The organism is Streptomyces sp. NPDC048639, assembly GCF_043199075.1.
Taxonomy (GTDB): domain Bacteria; phylum Actinomycetota; class Actinomycetes; order Streptomycetales; family Streptomycetaceae; genus Streptomyces.
Map to the genome: position 1 here is coordinate 1 of NZ_JBICVP010000021.1, position 15,117 is coordinate 15,117.

The 15,117-nt window shown below is 68.6% G+C and carries 18 protein-coding genes and 2 pseudogenes; 5 read left to right on the top strand and 15 right to left on the bottom strand.

All coding sequences use genetic code 11. The annotated features are described in order from the left end of the window. Window positions 1-521: 521 nt before the first annotated feature. The 3 genes from ACGFNH_RS32510 to ACGFNH_RS32520 all read right to left on the bottom strand — a co-directional run bounded on the left by ACGFNH_RS32510 (window position 522) and on the right by ACGFNH_RS32520 (window position 2,890). Window positions 522-1,721 carry a hypothetical protein gene (locus tag ACGFNH_RS32510; RefSeq protein ID WP_393659967.1) on the bottom strand — a complete coding sequence of 400 codons (1,200 nt, stop codon included), beginning with the start codon at window positions 1,719-1,721 and terminating at the stop codon, window positions 522-524. A 547-nt stretch (window positions 1,722-2,268) separates the two neighbouring features. Next, complete coding sequence (locus tag ACGFNH_RS32515; RefSeq protein WP_393659968.1) at window positions 2,269-2,406, bottom strand: hypothetical protein; 138 nt, start codon at window positions 2,404-2,406, stop codon at window positions 2,269-2,271. Window positions 2,407-2,539: 133 nt separating this feature from the next. Beyond that, the gene (locus ACGFNH_RS32520; protein WP_393659970.1) at window positions 2,540-2,890 is read right to left on the bottom strand and encodes a hypothetical protein; all 351 of its coding nucleotides are present in this window, start codon (window positions 2,888-2,890) and stop codon (window positions 2,540-2,542) included. 449 nt (window positions 2,891-3,339) lie between these two features. On the opposite strand from ACGFNH_RS32520, the gene ACGFNH_RS32525 reads away from it, so the two are divergent. Both ACGFNH_RS32525 and ACGFNH_RS32530 read left to right on the top strand, forming a co-directional pair. Continuing rightward, complete coding sequence (locus ACGFNH_RS32525; protein WP_393659972.1) at window positions 3,340-3,513, top strand: CsbD family protein; 174 nt, start codon at window positions 3,340-3,342, stop codon at window positions 3,511-3,513. Window positions 3,514-3,780: 267 nt separating this feature from the next. Beyond that, on the top strand, window positions 3,781-3,990 hold the full coding sequence (locus ACGFNH_RS32530) for a DUF6243 family protein (protein ID WP_006608065.1): 210 nt from the start codon (window positions 3,781-3,783) through the stop codon (window positions 3,988-3,990). A gap of 143 nt (window positions 3,991-4,133) precedes the next feature. On the opposite strand, the gene ACGFNH_RS32535 is transcribed toward ACGFNH_RS32530, so the two are convergent. The 6 genes from ACGFNH_RS32535 to ACGFNH_RS32560 all read right to left on the bottom strand — a co-directional run bounded on the left by ACGFNH_RS32535 (window position 4,134) and on the right by ACGFNH_RS32560 (window position 8,257). Further along, the gene (locus ACGFNH_RS32535; RefSeq protein ID WP_393659974.1) at window positions 4,134-4,349 is read right to left on the bottom strand and encodes a hypothetical protein; all 216 of its coding nucleotides are present in this window, start codon (window positions 4,347-4,349) and stop codon (window positions 4,134-4,136) included. A gap of 156 nt (window positions 4,350-4,505) precedes the next feature. Continuing rightward, window positions 4,506-5,078 (bottom strand): hypothetical protein, encoded by a 573-nt coding sequence (locus ACGFNH_RS32540; RefSeq protein ID WP_393659975.1) that lies wholly within the window; start codon window positions 5,076-5,078, stop codon window positions 4,506-4,508. After that, window positions 5,078-7,225: a hypothetical protein gene (locus ACGFNH_RS32545; RefSeq protein ID WP_393659977.1), complete on the bottom strand. Its 2,148-nt coding sequence runs from the start codon at window positions 7,223-7,225 to the stop codon at window positions 5,078-5,080. Before ACGFNH_RS32545 ends, ACGFNH_RS32540 begins: the two co-directional genes overlap by 1 nt. A 4-nt stretch (window positions 7,226-7,229) precedes the next feature. Then, window positions 7,230-7,724: a type II toxin-antitoxin system VapC family toxin gene (locus tag ACGFNH_RS32550; protein ID WP_393659979.1), complete on the bottom strand. Its 495-nt coding sequence runs from the start codon at window positions 7,722-7,724 to the stop codon at window positions 7,230-7,232. Beyond that, the gene (locus ACGFNH_RS32555; protein ID WP_393659981.1) at window positions 7,721-7,957 is read right to left on the bottom strand and encodes a hypothetical protein; all 237 of its coding nucleotides are present in this window, start codon (window positions 7,955-7,957) and stop codon (window positions 7,721-7,723) included. Before ACGFNH_RS32555 ends, ACGFNH_RS32550 begins: the two co-directional genes overlap by 4 nt. A gap of 48 nt (window positions 7,958-8,005) precedes the next feature. Then, window positions 8,006-8,257 (bottom strand): hypothetical protein, encoded by a 252-nt coding sequence (locus ACGFNH_RS32560; RefSeq protein ID WP_393659983.1) that lies wholly within the window; start codon window positions 8,255-8,257, stop codon window positions 8,006-8,008. Window positions 8,258-8,850: 593 nt separating this feature from the next. On the opposite strand from ACGFNH_RS32560, the gene ACGFNH_RS32565 reads away from it, so the two are divergent. Together ACGFNH_RS32565 and ACGFNH_RS32570 are read left to right on the top strand one after the other, a co-directional pair. Beyond that, entirely contained in the window at window positions 8,851-10,086 is a 1,236-nt protein-coding gene (locus ACGFNH_RS32565; protein ID WP_393659984.1) for a multiprotein-bridging factor 1 family protein, read from the top strand. Window positions 10,087-10,675: 589 nt separating this feature from the next. Further along, entirely contained in the window at window positions 10,676-10,909 is a 234-nt protein-coding gene (locus ACGFNH_RS32570) for a hypothetical protein (protein ID WP_393659986.1), read from the top strand. A gap of 191 nt (window positions 10,910-11,100) precedes the next feature. On the opposite strand, the gene ACGFNH_RS32575 is transcribed toward ACGFNH_RS32570, so the two are convergent. Both ACGFNH_RS32575 and ACGFNH_RS32580 read right to left on the bottom strand, forming a co-directional pair. Next, a complete protein-coding gene (locus ACGFNH_RS32575) occupies window positions 11,101-11,409 on the bottom strand; it encodes a hypothetical protein (RefSeq protein ID WP_393659988.1) in 309 nt (102 codons plus the stop codon). A gap of 738 nt (window positions 11,410-12,147) precedes the next feature. After that, on the bottom strand, window positions 12,148-12,780 hold the full coding sequence (locus ACGFNH_RS32580; RefSeq protein ID WP_393659989.1) for a hypothetical protein: 633 nt from the start codon (window positions 12,778-12,780) through the stop codon (window positions 12,148-12,150). Between the two features lie 149 nt (window positions 12,781-12,929). Here ACGFNH_RS32580 and ACGFNH_RS32585 point away from each other — a divergent pair, with 149 nt between their 5' ends. Then, window positions 12,930-13,535, top strand: a complete 606-nt coding sequence (locus ACGFNH_RS32585) for a dihydrofolate reductase family protein (RefSeq protein ID WP_393659991.1) — start codon at window positions 12,930-12,932, stop codon at window positions 13,533-13,535. A gap of 74 nt (window positions 13,536-13,609) precedes the next feature. On the opposite strand, the pseudogene ACGFNH_RS32590 reads toward ACGFNH_RS32585, so the two are convergent. From ACGFNH_RS32590 to ACGFNH_RS32605, 4 genes and pseudogenes are all read right to left on the bottom strand, one after another. Then, a pseudogene (locus ACGFNH_RS32590) lies at window positions 13,610-13,892 on the bottom strand (hypothetical protein); the annotation flags it as partial. 137 nt (window positions 13,893-14,029) lie between these two features. Beyond that, window positions 14,030-14,161, bottom strand: coding sequence for a hypothetical protein (locus ACGFNH_RS32595; RefSeq protein WP_393659993.1), 132 nt, complete (start codon window positions 14,159-14,161; stop codon window positions 14,030-14,032). Between the two features lie 177 nt (window positions 14,162-14,338). Beyond that, window positions 14,339-14,557: a hypothetical protein gene (locus tag ACGFNH_RS32600; protein WP_393659994.1), complete on the bottom strand. Its 219-nt coding sequence runs from the start codon at window positions 14,555-14,557 to the stop codon at window positions 14,339-14,341. A 367-nt stretch (window positions 14,558-14,924) separates the two neighbouring features. Then, a pseudogene (locus tag ACGFNH_RS32605) lies at window positions 14,925-15,117 on the bottom strand (MerR family transcriptional regulator); the annotation flags it as partial.

Consider the following 15,117-nt stretch of genomic DNA (forward strand, 5'->3'; position numbering starts at 1 on the left):
CCCGCCCCCCCCGCGCCCCCCCCGACCCCCCCCTCCCCCCGCCCCGGGGGGGCCCGGCCCGGGGCTTCGCCGGGGGCGTGGAGCGCGGGCTTCGCCCGCGCCGGGGAGGGCGGGCGCTTCCCGCCCGCCGGATGATGGGTGATCAACTCCTTCGCTTCGCTGCGGAGTTGATGGCCCGTCGTATAGCTGTGGGAGTGGGGGTGGTGAGGCTCAAGAGGCCAGCTACGAGAGGCTGGAGGGGAGGGCTCACCGAGGCCCGGGGGTGAACCGGGTGCGCCTGCCACTGCCCTGACTGCTTTGCACATCGTAACCGAGGATAGGTCGAACGGGCGTCACAACCAACGACTACAGAACGTGATCGGGAGGAGGAGGAACGATCCTCCAACCACCAGCCACCAGATGGGACGCGACTCGTCCAGCAGGTGCAGGGCCTCCTGCGTACGCCCGAGGCAGTGTGCCGCGGGCACCAACTCACCGGCGTACGCCCTGGCACCTCGATACGGTCCTGCTTGACGGCCGCGTTACTGTCTGACTTCCTCGGCGGGCTTCTGAGGCGGATTGATCGGGCCACCGACGGAGTCCAGGAGGGCTTGTCCCTGGCTGTCCACGAATTTCGTGAAGAGCTGCTGGGAGTATCCGAAAATGATGGCCCACGCAATGATCTGGGCAGTCGAATCGAGAGCGCTGAGGCCGGGGACAAAGCCACCCCGCATGAGCAGCAGCCCAAGAACGGCTGTCAATGCACCGGTGGGTAGTTTCAGTGCAGCGAGGACAAGGGGTACGTTGTAGGGAAGAGCTGTTCCTCGGATGCGTCGCAGTGATGCGGCGGAGGAAATGGTAGCCGCTACGCAACCCGCAATTTCGACGACCAGGTAGTCCTCGGGCTGCGCAGTTTTTTCAATTTGTGTTGTATTCGGCGGGATCGGCGTCTTCTCACTGCCACTATCGTTCGTCGGGCAAACGACACGGTACTCTCCCATGTTCTCTGGGACGAAGCACAACGGGACCGCAGTCTTGTACTGGAATCCAAGGACGGCGATGGCGATCGCTGCGGCCACCAAACTTCCCGTCACCAAGACTACGATGCGGACGAAGCTGCGGACCCGCAAGGTCTCCCTGCGGAGGAGCCTCCGAGCAAGACTGACTGTCTCGGCGAGGAAAGCGCGCTGGCTGGGATCAACTCCCCCTCTTCCCTCATCAATCTCGCGGGCAATCTCTGCGACCCTGATCCGCCGTGGATCGCTATTATCGAAGTGCTCCTCAACGAGGGCCACCATCTGCGGCAGCATCGCCTTGACATCGTCCTCAGGGGCCAACCACACAATGAGGTTCACGGCAGCGTCGACGTGCGACTGTGCGACACCCAGATGTGCCCTTCGCCGCATCGCAGGATGGGCCTTGTGTTCGAGGACACCCTTTGCTTGCCTCAGTTCACCACGCGCCTTCGCGGCGTATGCCGGAGCCACGTTCTTTCGATCTTCGTCCTTCCTTGCGCCTTTCGCGACGGCTTCGAGGATGGCCTCCAATTCAGTGACCCTCGCAAGAATGGCCTCCTTCTGCTCCCACGGCCCCATCTCGGCGCGGGCATCCCACCATCGCTTCCTCTCCTCAGGCGTCATCTCTCGGCGCCAAAGAAGCCTCTGCAACAACGTCTTACGCTGAGGCACCTCACCCTTCTGGGTGTCTGACTGCTCCGGCTTCTGGTGTTGATTGCCTGTCACATGTCCGACTATGGACAAGAAGCAAGGCCAGTCCCATTCACCGACACACGTTCGTGCTTCGATCGGCGAAAGAGGTTGCATTCCATCGCCAAGCGATCACCCGTTCTGTGAATGCGGTGTCTGGGGGCAGAAGGCTGTCAGCGGCTCGGTCCGGTCATGGCGGTCCCGTCTCCGGCCGGGCCCACGCTCCGGTTCTCTTGGGTAGTGGCTTTGTTCACGAGAACGGACGGCAGATGTCCACTCTCGTGAACAAGGCCATGGGTAGCGCTGGTCATCCGAAGGTGTGCTTTGCTCGACTCGGCAAGTTCAGGGCGGGGTTGGCGATCGCGACGATCGTGCCGTCGAGGGGCGTACCCGTCCGCATCACAGGTGGGCTGATGCGGCACTCGGCCAGTGCACCGTCACAACGAGCCAGGGCGGCACCACCGAGGCGACGCCGCGCGCCACAAGGGGGCTACGAAGCACGGGCGGGTGTTACGGCCAGACCGCTGAGCAGGTCCGATAGCGGCGAAGAATTACGAAGGCAACGTCCACGCTGCCGCTGGCTCTACCAGCTGCTGCCGCCACCGTCGTCGACCATTAGCCAAGCATCGGCCGGCTCGTCCTCCGGCTCCTCATCGGCCGTGTCCACATCATCGGCAGGCATGCCGACCGGCTCCTCGTCATCATCCTTGCGCTGGTTCATGGGGCCGTACCCTACGACCCCGCTCCGCAGCGCCATCAGTGGCACCCGGCCATAGCGAGCAACGAGGATCGCGGACGAGGACACGCAGTGCATGTTCGCTGTGTCGGCTCTGGCTGGTCCAGTGGCTGTGGGGTCAGAAGTCGTCACATGTGGCGGTGGCGAATTCTCCGGACGCGGTGGCGGTGTTCGGTTTGCCGTCGTTCGCGGCCACCGAGCACTTCACGCTCCCTCCGGCGGCGCCTGTGGTGACGCTGAGGGAGCCGCCACGTGTGAGGCCTGTGGTTTTGACTTCCTTGGTCCACGGCAGCCGGGCCACCGTTTGCTGGCTCGTCGAGAGATTGTCGTCGTGCCACGTACTGTAAGCGATGGACACGTCCCGGGCATCTCCGGTGACCGTGTACTTCACGGTGGTCTCTTTCGATGCTTCATTCGAGATACCGACCACGATGGCGATGCAGCCACCCGCGAAGAGGAGCACCACCACGAGCAGAATCCAGGGCCACTTGCGGCGCTTGCGCTGCGGTTGGCGGTTGGCCGGAGGCGGCCAGCCCTCCGGTGGCGGGCGGTCTCCCCACTGCGGTGGCTGGCTGGGTGGTGATCCCGACATTGAGGAACCCCTTCTCGCATCACGCGGTTCCATCAGCATCGGCGCTGGGCAGTGAACGAGCCATCCGACTCCCCCGCGATTGCCCCATACGGGAGGAGGAGATGAACCATGCTCTGAGCGGTGGGAGGTCAGCCCAGCGAGACGAGGAGGGCCACAACGGACGACGACCGGGGCGGGTAACGCTGGAGGCGCAGGTCCCGTCCGGGAGAACGACAGATCGGGGGCGAAGGGCTCCGAGAGATCTTTTTGTCCCGACCGTGTTTGTGTCGATCTTGAGTGGCCAGGCGTACTCCAGCACACGCTACCGACGCTGGAAGGTGAGCAGCATGGCCGCCAACGAGAAGACGAAGGCGAAGACCGAGCAGGCCGTCGGCAAGACCAAGGAGGCAGTCGGCCGCTCGGTGGGCAATGAGCGTCTCACCGCCGAAGGACGCGCCGAACAGGCGCGAGGCGACGCACGCCAGGCCAAGGAAAAGCTCAAGGACACCGGACGGCGATAGCCCTCCCCGATACCTGCGTGTGGGTGGAGCCCCTCCCTGGGAGGGGCTCCACCCACACGTGCGCTCGCCGAAGGCCCGGGGTCGGCCGGAGCAGCGAAAAGCTTGGTGTGCGGGGCCGACGGAACCGGGTAATGTCTTTGCCATGTTCTTCCAGACGCCGATTTACGAGTGAGAGCGTGACGGGCCCCTGCTGACGTCCTTCGACGTCGCCGCGCCCGTCCCCCACCGATGAATCCGTAGATCACTTCACATCATTCCGGGAGAACCGTGAGCAAGAACATCAACAACCCCGTGGGCATGGGCGGCGGCCAGCGCAAGAAGCTGTCCCGCGCCGAACGGCAGAACAACGGTCCGCACCGCAACCTCGACCGCCAGGGTGCCGCCGACCAGAAGGCGGAGCTGGTGCGCAAGATGCGCGAGAAGACAGGCGCGGCCGAGGGCGCCGGGCAGACGGGCGACGACACCGCACAGAGCTGACGCACCGCCGCCGCAGGGCGGCACCGTACAGGGCAGGGCCCGGACCGCGACGCGCGGTCCGGGCCCTGCTGCCGATCGGGGCTCTGTTGCCGTACCGGGCGCGGGGCGGAGCTCTCGGCCGACCACCTGGGGCAGCCTCGGATTCAGCACCCGTCACCGCCACCACCCCCGAGCTGCACCAGCAGCGCGTTCCCCGTGCCCAGCCGGGGCGACACCGCCAGGAAGAGCGTGCCGAGCGTCGCCACCCCCACGGCCAGCGAGGACTGTGCGCGGTCACCATCACCCCGCTGCCCCTCCCCGCCCGGTCCGCCGGAGAGCAAGATCCGCAGCAGCACCGGGAGCTGGAAGCCCTGGCCCACTGCTTGAACCCCAGGCGAGTGAGACGCTTGGCGATCGCGTCCCCAGGGGTGCTTCGGGCGGCGTGCCCATGGCTAAGGGCTGTCCCAAACTGGCGCTCTGACCGGTCGAGTACGGCGCTCACTGCCCAATTGGGACGCAGAGTCACACGTTCGAAGTCAGCGGAGTTGGAAGTCGTGGGGGTCGAAGGTGAAGTCGGTGCCGTTGAATCCGCCGTAGAGGGAGCCGCCGTTGAAGTAGCGGGCCAGCGCGTCGGCGATGATCTGCTCGGCCTCCGCTGGGTCGGTGGAGCGGATCAGCGCTGCTGCCTCTTGCCCGGTGAGGTCGACGTCGACATCGCGGGGGCGGACGGCGTCGGAGCCGCGGATCTGGAACGTGGTCGCGCGGCTGATCTTGGCGCTGTAGCCGGAAACGGTGCGGCCTTCGAGCTGTCGCGCGCGGCGTTCGCGGCCGCGGGGGGTGGTCTGCACCTCGGTTGCCTCCTGCTGGAGGCGTTCGGTGTGTTCGGGGGCGAGCTTTTTGCGGGTGCCGTCGATCCAGCGCAGCACGGTGCGCGGCGAGACGTTGTAGGCGGCGGCCATGGCCTTGGTGTTCCCGCCGTATTTGCGGTCGCGGACCTGCGCGGCCTGTGTGGTGGTGCGGGCGGGGGCCTTGCGGGAGGGGAAGAGGCTCTCCTTGGCCGCTTTGAAGATGCCGCCGCGGGGCGCCTGGGGGTCTCGGGGGGCCATCATCACGGGCGCTCCTCACGGTCGTCCTCGTCGGCGGCCTGGCCGCCGTCGTTGTCGTCGAGGGGCTCGCCGTGGGTGGTGTAGCTGTGAGTGAGTCGGGAGGGGTGCTCGCCGGCGTCCATCAGTTCGGCGACCGGCTGCATGGGGATGCTGGATTCGTGCTTGTGGGAGCCGGGGGCGATACCCATGCGCAGTGCTCCCGGCAGCGGCTTGCCCTGATCGGTGAAGGCGAGGAGCTCGTCGGGGGCGGGGTTGTGGGTGGCGTAGAGCTTGGAGTCGACGTTGACCGAGAACGGGGCGCGGCCGGTGGCTTGGAGGGTCTTGCGCATGCGTCGGTGTTCGCCGATGCGGGCGGCGGCGATGATGTGGAAGCGGATCTCGGGCCGGTACTGCCACGAGCCGACGATCCTCTCCATCCAGTCGTCCTCGTCGAGGCGGACCGCGGAGTCGGCCCACTTGCCGATGCCGGACTTGTAGATCTGCTTGTAGAGCGTGGCCAGGACGAGGACGTCCGCGCGGTCGATGTCGTCGCCGAGGTGCTTGTGGCGGGCGTAGGCGTCGAGGAACTCCTCCGGGCTCTGGCCGTCTTCGAGGCCGAGGATGGCGTAGGTGCGCTTGTAGGCGTTGCGGATCCGGCCCGTCCACTCCTTCAGCAGCGGGACCGTGTGGGTGGAGAGGTAGGCCTCGGTGATCGTGTCCGGGTCGAAGCCGTAGGTGGTGGTCATGTAGGCCACGGTGGGGGTGGCGTACCAGCTAGGCCCCTGGGGGCGCATGCCGTGGAAGGTGGCGGGGTGGGGCAGCAGTTCATCGACATCGAGGCTGCTGAAGTCGCACCACCACAGGCCGGCGACCTTGGCGTCCCACGTGGGGTCGGTCTCGTGTTGGAGGGGGCCGGCGGGCAGGCGGAGGGATTCGGTGACGGACAGGTAGGAGGCGCAGACGTCGACCGCGACCGCCCACGGCATCCTCGCCTCGTCCTCGGTGAGGGGGCGGGCCCACCACTTGTAGTCCTCCTCCTCGCACACCGCCTCGCCCTGGCTGATGAGTTCGCGGGTGAGCGGGTGCCGGGCGCCCGCGGCCGGCGGTACGACAGTGTCGCCGGCCGGCAACGCGCCCTCACGCAACTGCGGGCGCCACTCCCCCGTCTGACCGTCCTGAACGGATTCGGCGCGGGGGCGGACGGCGTCGAGGAGGAGCATGCTCGTGGTGGCCGGGGTGACGCCCGGTGCTACGCCGAGGTCGGCGACGAAGGCCCGAATCCGGCGGGCCAGCGTGCCCGCATCCAGCACCCCGGCCGGGGTGGTGGCCAGCTGTGCGGTCAGGGCGGCGACAGCCTGCTGCTTATCGCTGCCCTGACCGAGCCAGGGCACCAGGACCACGCGGACAGATGTCCGCGGACCGCCCGGAGCACCCTTGCGGCGGAAGGCGTGGAAGATCGGGCCGAGTTCATCGGAGACCTCCATGCCCACGGCGCCGGCGGCCTTCGCCAGCTTCTCCTGCAGCCTCGCGACGGCTTTGTCGGTCGCGGGAAGCGCAGCGGGCAGACCCAGCGCCTTCAACGCGGCGGCCGACAGGCACACCATGCCGTCGCCGTTACGGCCCGCGGCGTGAATCCGCTCCACCCGCAGCGGCAGACCGGTACCCAGCCAGGCGAACCAGTCCGCCAGCTTGCTCCCGGCCGGGGCGGGGACCTGGTCGAGGTCCAGGGCCCACTCACCGCTGTCGGTGACGTCCAGGGCGACGGCCGGCCACCGCCGGGCCGAGGCGGGCGCAGCTGCGTGCCGGGGCGTCGGGCGTTCGGCGGCCGGCCGTGGAGCGGCGGGTCGGCTGCGGCCCGCAGGCGTGGGGCGGCCGCGGTAGGCGGGGGCCGGGCGGGCGCCCGCCGGATGACGCGTGGGCTCCTGTGCCTCCGGCCGCGCAGGGGCGGCCGGCTCCTGCTCCGAGGCAGGGGTTTGCGCTGCCGCGGCCCGCTGGGCGCGCAGTTGCTTCTGCCGCTCGATCTCGGCAGAACGGGACTGCGGGGTGCACTGGGCTGGGCAGCGCTTCCACACCGGGCGCATGCGGCCGCCCTCTTCCACCCAGGCGGTCACGAAGCCGGGGCGGTTACTCTCCATGCAGTCCGGGCAGCCCGCGATACGTGGCTCCGTCATCGCCTCACACCTCGCTCACGGTAGAGCGGGACGACAGGTCGCGGATCGAGCACTTGATGCCACGAACGGCCGTGAACGTGCCGCCGATGGTGAGAAGTTCCGCGCCGAGGATCTCAGCGAGCGCTACGCAGGCAGCGTCGTAGGAGCGGAGGGCGCGGCGTAGCTGCCAGACCCGGCGCAGCAGCGGACCTTGGTCGTACCGGCGCACTCTCATCCGGCCGAGCAACTCCAGAGCACGCTCGGCTTCACCGGCCGGCAGCTGCCCTGCGCTCACGAGCGCGGCGAGGATCTCGGCACACTGGAAGTCGACTCCCTGCGGGGCAGCCAGGCGCCGGCCCCTGGCCGTGCCGCGCACGTCGTCCGACACCGGGTCGGATCCCACGAGGAAGGCGACCAGTGCGGCGGGGTCCAGGATCATCAACTGCCCCGTGGCGGCCCGGCGCTGGCGCGGCGGCCCGGCCGGTTCGGGAAGCGCGGGGCGACGGCCCGCCGCGGTCACTGCAGCGGCTCCCCTGAGGCGTTGGCGGCCGCGGTGATTCCGCCCGCGGTAGCCCTGGATCGGGCGCCGATGGCTCGGGCCTGCTCGGCGGCCTCCTGAGGCGTCAGCGTGGCCGCCTCCGCAATGAACAGGGACCGAAGGTAGCTTTCCAGCGAGCGGCCTTCACGAGCTGCGCGGACCTTGAGCGTCGCCACGACATCCTCGGGGAGGTCGCGCACCTGAACCGAAGCCATGACACCAACCTACCCACAACACACACACTCTGACGTCAAACCGCCCCGTCACCCGGACACCCAAACGCGGCAGTTCGCGCAGCTCTTTGCACGGTGCGTGCACTCGGGCAGGGGTGATGCGTAGCGGCCTCCGACCGACCAGGCCATGGAGTCGGCGGAGACGACCCGGTCACCGTAGTCGGTGAGTCCGCGGGTTTTCACGCCGGACCCGTGGAGGCGGTAGCCGCGGGCATGGAAGGTGTCGACGAGGTGGGCTATCTCTGTGGTCGCCTGGCGGCGGCAGACGGAGCCCATTCCCACGACTGGTGCCTTGGTGAGGTCGATGCCGGCGTCGGCGTACTCGTCAAAGACTGGCTTCGCCCCCCAGCCGATCAGAGGGCCCCCGGCAGCGTGCCTCCCGGCGGATCCATTGCCGCTCTCGCCGCTGCCGACTTCCCAATGCGGCGCTGCTCCGGGGGAGATGGTGAGGCAGCGGGCTTGGTCCGCCGTCCGGCTCCAGCAGGAGGTCCGCCTTCCAGTGCATCAGAGAGCGCACTCCCCAACGAGGGAGGCCCGCCAGCGTGCGGTTCATCCGCGACGACCTCACGGAGGGATCTCTGGTGAGCTAGTGCAGGTCCTAGCGCCGACACTCGAAGACACCGCCAGACGATCCGTACGCCAAGGTGGGCCGAGAGGATGGCACCCCGCCCCCGCCTGACCCGGAGCCTCGCCCTCGCCGCAACGCGGCCTGTTGGCCGTGGGGCTGGACCCGCAGCGACGCAGCGACGCCAGTGGTGAAGCATCGCCCCCGCTCTCCTTCGGGAGGGTGGGGGCGCTTTCGTGCGTTCGTGCCTGCCGCAGACGGCCAGCGGCCCATACGCTGACAGGATCGGCAACGCCACAGAGGGAGCACCATGGACTTCCCCGACGACCTCAGCACCGGCGAACGCATCCGGGTACTCCGGGAGTCACGCGGCATGTCCCGCCCCGTGCTCGCCGGCATGTGCGGCCGCGGCCCCGACTGGCTTGAGAAGATCGAAAGCGGCGAGCGTGAACTCCGCTCTGACTCCCTGCTCCTGGCCCTCGCCGCCGCCTTGCAGATCTCCGACCTGTCCGTCATCACCGGCGGCACGCCCGAGGTCGCGCAGCCCGTACCGCTGGGAAGGCTCAACCACCCGTCCATGCCCGCCATCTGGGCGGCCGTCATGAACCGCCGCCTCGCACCGCCCGCCGCCGAGCCCGTCGACATCGCCACCCTGCAGGGCCGCATCGACCAGACGTGGCGCCTGTGGCACACCTCCGGCCACAACCGGACCGAGGTCGGCGCGCTCCTGCCCGAGCTCATCACCCAGGCCGAGGCCGCCGCCCGCACCCTCGACGGCCCCCAGCGGCGCGCCTCGCTCGCCGCCCTGGCCGACGTGTACCGGCTCACCGGGCAGGCGACCGCCTACGTCGCGCCGGCCGAACTCGCGTGGGTCGTCGCCGACCGCGCCCTCACCGCAGCGCAGCAGGCCGACGCCCCGGCCGCCATAGCTGCCGCGGCGTGGAACATGGGCAACATCCTGAGGGAGACGGCGTACCCCGAGGAGGCGCTGCGCGTCACCACCGAGGCAGCCGACCTGCTCCGCCCCCACCTCGACGGCGCGCCCGACGATTGGCGCGGGGTGTACGGCGCGCTGCAGCTGCACGCCGCTGTCACCTGCGCACGGGACGGGCGAGAGGGCGACGCCTGGCGGTACTGGGACAAGGGCGATCAGGTCGCCAAGTCCCTGCCCGCCTCCTACGTTCACCCCTCCACCGTGTTCGGCCGGGCGAACGTCGACTTCCACGCAGTGAGCGTCGCCACCGACCTGCGCTCCTCGGGCAAGGCCCTGTCCCTGGCGGACGACATCGACCCCGACGCGATGCCGTCCATCGAACGGCGGGCCCGCCTGTGGGTCGAGGTCGCGCGGGGGCATCTGCAGCGCGACGACCGGACCGCCGCCTTGCACGTGATGAATCTCGCGCACTCCATCAGCCAGGAGACAGTGGCGTTCACCCCGTCGGCGCGTGGGGTCGCCGCCGACCTGTGGCGTACCGCGCCGCGCGCATTGCGCGGAGAAGCGGGCCGCCTGGCCGAGGCTGTCGGCGTCACGGCCGCCGCCGGGTAGGGGGACAGCGGGGGCACCGGGGACAACGTGTCCCCCTTCTCCACACCCAACGACCCTACGGTGACGGTGTAGTTACTCACCGTCTATCGATCGGGGTTTCCCCATGGCCAGGGTCGACCAGTGGCACGCCTCGTCCAGTCGCCAAGCCCCCACCAGCGACAGCGATACCGGAGAGATCCGCGTACCGCTGTCGTTGTTCCACCTCGACGAGCCCCAGGGCAACGTGCCGCTCGTCCTCTCCCACGTCGAGGCCGGGCACCTGCACGCCGCACTCACACGGCTGTTGAACCCCGCCCGCGTCTCGGCCAACACTGCCTGCGCCTGCGGGCCGAACGCGGGTACAGCACCGCAGACCTCTACCGCAGCCCGCCGGCACGCAGCCCCCAACGCCTCCCCACACTCCTGCAAGTGTCACGCCCGATCGGCGAGCGCCGCAACGAGCTCGAAAAACAGCCCTGCGGGAGGTGTTTCCGCAGGGCACAACCGTCACGCCGAGGAGCGTGACACCCCGCGTGACAGCCACCGTGACACCCGACGTGACACCCGACGTGACACCCGACGTGACACCCGACGTGACACCGTGAGCCTGATGAAGGCGCCGGCCGAAGTGGAGCAGGTCGCGGCCGTCGAGGAGCCGGAGTTGCTGCCGCTGGCAGAGATCTCACGCCGCTTGGCCGTGGAGGGAATCGAGGTGAAGCCGGAGCTGATGCGGCAGCACAAACGGCGCCGAACCGACTTCCCTACCGGAACCACCGTGGACGGCAGGGAGCTGTGGACCTACAAGGCGGTCGCCACCTACTACGCACCGCCCACGAGCGAATAGACTCCACAGAGCCAGCGAGAGCCGGCACCCCCGTTGGGGCCCCAGGCGCGGGCGCTACGCGGAGAAGCTCCCCGCAGGCACGCGGTCGAGGAGTCGGCCTGGCGGCGCTCGCGGACCTATTCCCTCTCGCCCGCGACACCCACGCCGCGTTCGATCCCGGCCCTCCGCACAGCGTGTGGCCTCTCTTTCGTCTACGCCAGTGCCGCTCCCAGCAGCAGCGCGAACAGGACGGGAAGCAGCACGGTCCCGAGCGCGAGAGCAGCCGCCACGATGCGGAATGTCCGCATGGACCGACGGTGAGGCAGGACCCAGGCGATGGCGAACAGGGCCAGAGCCCAATAGATCACGGCTCCGTACTGGTCCATGCCGTCGTGGGCCCGGATAAGGCTGTATTCCATGGCGAGGATCGGCAGACCGAGCAAGGAGGCCACGAGAGGCGCTCTCCACCAGGTCGTGTGGCGTGTGGAAGGTGGCGTCTCGTGGGTCTGCTTCGTCGTCATGTGCCCACCCCATCAACTTCGGTCGCTTCAGGCATCGGTCGTCGTACTCATCTGATGGCCGCACCGTCCACCACGGCGCGGCGCGGGTAGAACCGCGATGAACACCTGCGGGATGAGGCACTTTCAGTACGGGTGCGGTCGCGGCTCAGGTGCGTGCGTGTGCGTGGGGTCGGTTGCGGGCTCAGCGTCTGAGGTCCGAGGCTAGAGCAGTTCGGCTCCTTGCCTTTCGACGTGCTTCGGGAAGTCCGGGTCGTTGGCGCGCGCCGAGCGCAACGTCGCCAGGGTGACCTCGGGCTGGTGCTTCTCCTGGGCTGCGCGCAGGCCAAGGACTTCGTCCTCGGCCTCCTCTTCACCGGTGGTGTCCGGTTGGGCCGGCGCGTTTTCCGGCTCCGAGGAGGATGCTGGTGTCGGAGGAGCGGCGGGACGGGAGCCCGCCGGACGGGCCCGTCGTCGAGGAGAGCAGGGCCCGGATGGACGGGCGGGGCGCTGGCTTTGTGCAGTGACACGGTGGGGGCGCGCTGTGGCATTTCGGCCGCCGTGGAGGACTTGCCGGCAGTTGCCCATGCGCGGGCTTCGGCGTCGGTGAGGAAGAGGACTTGGGTCTCGTGCGCTGTGCCGCCGAGGACGACCTGGGCGCGGCCGATGTGCCGGGTGCTCTTGGGGGCGGGGACGACTACGGGGGCGAGCATGCGCCAGGCGTTCTGGGTGTAGCGGGCGAGGATGCGGGTGGCGAAGTTTTCACGCATCTCGTGTCCGCCGATGGAGCGGGCGGTGGCGGACTGGGCGACGAGCAGGACGTGCATGCGGACCTGTCGGCCCATGAAGAGGATCTCGGCGAGGGCGTCGATGGCCGGGCTGGGTCTTCGGGTCGCCCGGCTCGCGGATACTCGCCCAGTACCGGGCGAGCTGTTTCATCGTCGCGTTGACCTCCTCGAGGAGGATCGCCAGCCGCGGGCCGATGGCGGTCGGGTCCGCATCCTCGTCCAGGTCGTCGGCCAGGCGGATGCGTCGGTGGCCCTCGGCTCCGAGGCGGATCAGGGCTTGATGGATGTCGGCGATGTCGCGGCAGTAGGTGACCCCGGGAACGCCACGGGCCCACTGGTGGGAGATGCGCTTGTAGTCCAGGACGAAGGCATGGGCGCCGTTGTGGAGGAGCTGGGAGGCGATGCAGCGCAGGATGACGGACTTGCGCCCGCCGGTGCCGGCGGAGACCAGAACGTGAGGGGACTCGGCGTCCAGATCGACCGAAACCTTCTTCCTCCCGGTACCGAAGCCGATCAGGGGTGCGGACTCCGGCATCTTCTCCAGCAGGTCGCGTACGCCCGGGTCGTTGAATCGGGTCGCGTGATGGCGCTTCTTGAAATTGGCCACCCCCTGCTCAGGGTGTCCCCCACACCTGCTCGCGATTCCCCGGCTTCGGCTGCAGCGTCACAGGTTCCTCGTTACTCCACAGCGCGGCCGATGAGTTTGTGGCTCCCGGCCGGTCCAAGCTGGTGACACCCTAGGAAAGGACACGGCCCATGTCGGAGCTTCTCGTCGACTTCATCACCTCCCTCGACGGCCACGCATCGGGAGAGGGATGGCCCGGGTTCTGGGGCCTCGAGGGCCCGGAGTACCTCGCATGGCTCGGCGAGCAGCCCGAGGCCACTTATCTGATGGGCGCGAACACCTACCGCCTGATGTCGGGCTTCGCCGCAGGCGAGGTCCCGAATGGCCAAGACGAGTTCAGGCCCGAGGAAGAGGCGTCCGTCGACGAGCTCACGCAAGCGTCCAAGGTGGTGTTCTCCTCCTCGCTCAAGGAGCCACTGACGTGGGCCAACTCCAGGCTGGTCCGCGACGACGCCATCGAGGCGGTCCGCGCCATGAAGTCCAGTGGCTCGGGGCTCCTCAGCACGATCGGCAGCCTCAGCCTGTGCCGGTCCCTGCTAGGAGCCGGACTCGTCGACCGCTTCCGGGTCGTGATGTTCCCGGTGATCACCGGGGCCACGGGCGAAGAACGCATCTACGACGGCTATCCGGACGTCGCCCTCGAGATGATCGAGCACCGCACCTTCGACGGCCGCACCCAGCTGGTCGAGTACAAGCCCCGTGTGCTCGAACACCCGCCGCTCGGCGCCCCTGCGTGACGTCGCCCCGTCCGAAGCCGATGAACGGCTTCGCCGGCTTCCTCCGCCAGGACTCGACGCCGTCACCGCCGGTTTCACTCTGCCGTGGAGCTCAGGGGCGGTCGAAGGTCACGTGAAGGAGCCGTCGGTACATGCAGGTCGCGGAGCATGACGGTGAAGACGGGTGAGTCGGGGAAGGGCTGCCGGTTGCCGATCTTGACGGTAGCGCCACGTCTCGTAGAGCGCCCGCACCTTGGGGTGGCCAGGGTCGACCAGAAGCACGGCCAGGGCCTCAGCCCGCTCGGCGAGCAGCGCCTCATGGAGCCGCTCGGCGGTGCCGGTCTTCCGCCAGCGCGGGCTCACCATCAGCTCGGATACACCGGGGAACAACTGAAGTTCAGACCGGGCTCGGCGGCGCCGAAGGTAGGCTTCCCGTGTTCTGCTCGTGCCGTATCCAGTAGCCGCTGCCAGGAGGTCAGCTGGCCAGCGGAGTGCAGAATTTCAGACCGGGTGCTTTAGCACAGTGAGTGACGCTGGTAGCGCGACTCCGGTGGTCCGAAGGTCAGCCCATTCTCGTCGAGGGCGTTGGCTATGGTCAGTTGGCTGTGGAGGAAGCGGAAACTGACGGCGACTGTTCTCTGGGCCATGTCGCTCCCGGTCCACTCGAGGAGCTCTGCTCCTGAAGGACCTGGCCCTGAAGGGCGTGCAGTTCGGCGCGCATATCGTGGCGCCACTGGAGATCGAAGTCTGCCCATAGGACCGGCTGGTGGGGGTCCACCGTGTTCCAGGTGATCGATAGGTCGTCGAACTCTTGGTGATTGATCTCAACCTGTTCTCCGGTGAAGTCGAGCAGGACCGGGCAGTCGGTTGTCCAACCGCTCCATCGTTTCGGTGAGTTCGGCCGGCAGGGGAACGGTCCGGCGGTCGACGGTGCGAATGTACTCGCGCCAGTCCTCGTACACGCCGGCGGTCTCCAGCCCCTCCAGCCGGTTCTCTTCCACCTGGTCCCAGTCGATCGGGTGCTGGTACCGCGCTAGCCGCACGCACACGCGCCACGGCAGGCAGCCGCCTTGGGCCGGGTCATCGCACCATTGAACGCCCACCACTCACTGGTCCGGGCCACCGGAGTCCGCTCCGCTCCCGCAATCCAGATACACCGGCTTGGGCTCACTGCCGTCCTCAAGGACCGCGCCCGCTACGCCCTCGTGGGACTCCCCCCGAACGCCTCAGACCGCCACCCCATCGACCGCCTCACCCCTATCGCTCGGGCCGCACATTGGTTACGGCATCTGCGACCGAGAATGCCGCAGACCAGAGGTTCCTGACTGGGCTTCTGCCCGAACCAACCGATCGAGAGTCAGGCGCCGGATCCGCTGTAAGGGCCCGCCGGTACCGGCGGGCCCGCTTACCTCAGGCAGTAGCCGGTGGGTTCGCCGGGTCGGCGGCGTGGCGGTATTCGGCGTTGATGCGCTGGGCTTCTTCATTCGAGGATGATGATGCGGCAGGCGGCCTCGATGGGGGTGCCCTGGTCGACGAGTTCCCGGGCGCGGGCGGCGATGCGCAGCTGGTAGCGGGAGTAGCGGCGGTGGCCGCCCTCGGATCG

Bases quoted from the DNA above. Each gene is read 5' to 3' on its own strand.
- ACGFNH_RS32540 (WP_393659975.1), bottom strand. From the start codon at position 5,078: ATGATGGCCCCCCGAGACCCCCAGGCGCCCCGCGGCGGCATCTTCAAA.
- ACGFNH_RS32545 (WP_393659977.1), bottom strand. From the start codon at position 7,225: ATGACGGAGCCACGTATCGCGGGCTGCCCGGACTGCATGGAGAGTAAC.
- ACGFNH_RS32575 (WP_393659988.1), bottom strand. From the start codon at position 11,409: ATGACGACGAAGCAGACCCACGAGACGCCACCTTCCACACGCCACACG.
- ACGFNH_RS32525 (WP_393659972.1), top strand. From the start codon at position 3,340: ATGGCCGCCAACGAGAAGACGAAGGCGAAGACCGAGCAGGCCGTCGGC.
- ACGFNH_RS32565 (WP_393659984.1), top strand. From the start codon at position 8,851: ATGGACTTCCCCGACGACCTCAGCACCGGCGAACGCATCCGGGTACTC.
- ACGFNH_RS32585 (WP_393659991.1), top strand. From the start codon at position 12,930: ATGTCGGAGCTTCTCGTCGACTTCATCACCTCCCTCGACGGCCACGCA.
- ACGFNH_RS32570 (WP_393659986.1), top strand. From the start codon at position 10,676: ATGAAGGCGCCGGCCGAAGTGGAGCAGGTCGCGGCCGTCGAGGAGCCG.
- ACGFNH_RS32555 (WP_393659981.1), bottom strand. From the start codon at position 7,957: ATGGCTTCGGTTCAGGTGCGCGACCTCCCCGAGGATGTCGTGGCGACG.
- ACGFNH_RS32595 (WP_393659993.1), bottom strand. From the start codon at position 14,161: ATGGCCCAGAGAACAGTCGCCGTCAGTTTCCGCTTCCTCCACAGCCAA.
- ACGFNH_RS32515 (WP_393659968.1), bottom strand. From the start codon at position 2,406: ATGAACCAGCGCAAGGATGATGACGAGGAGCCGGTCGGCATGCCTGCC.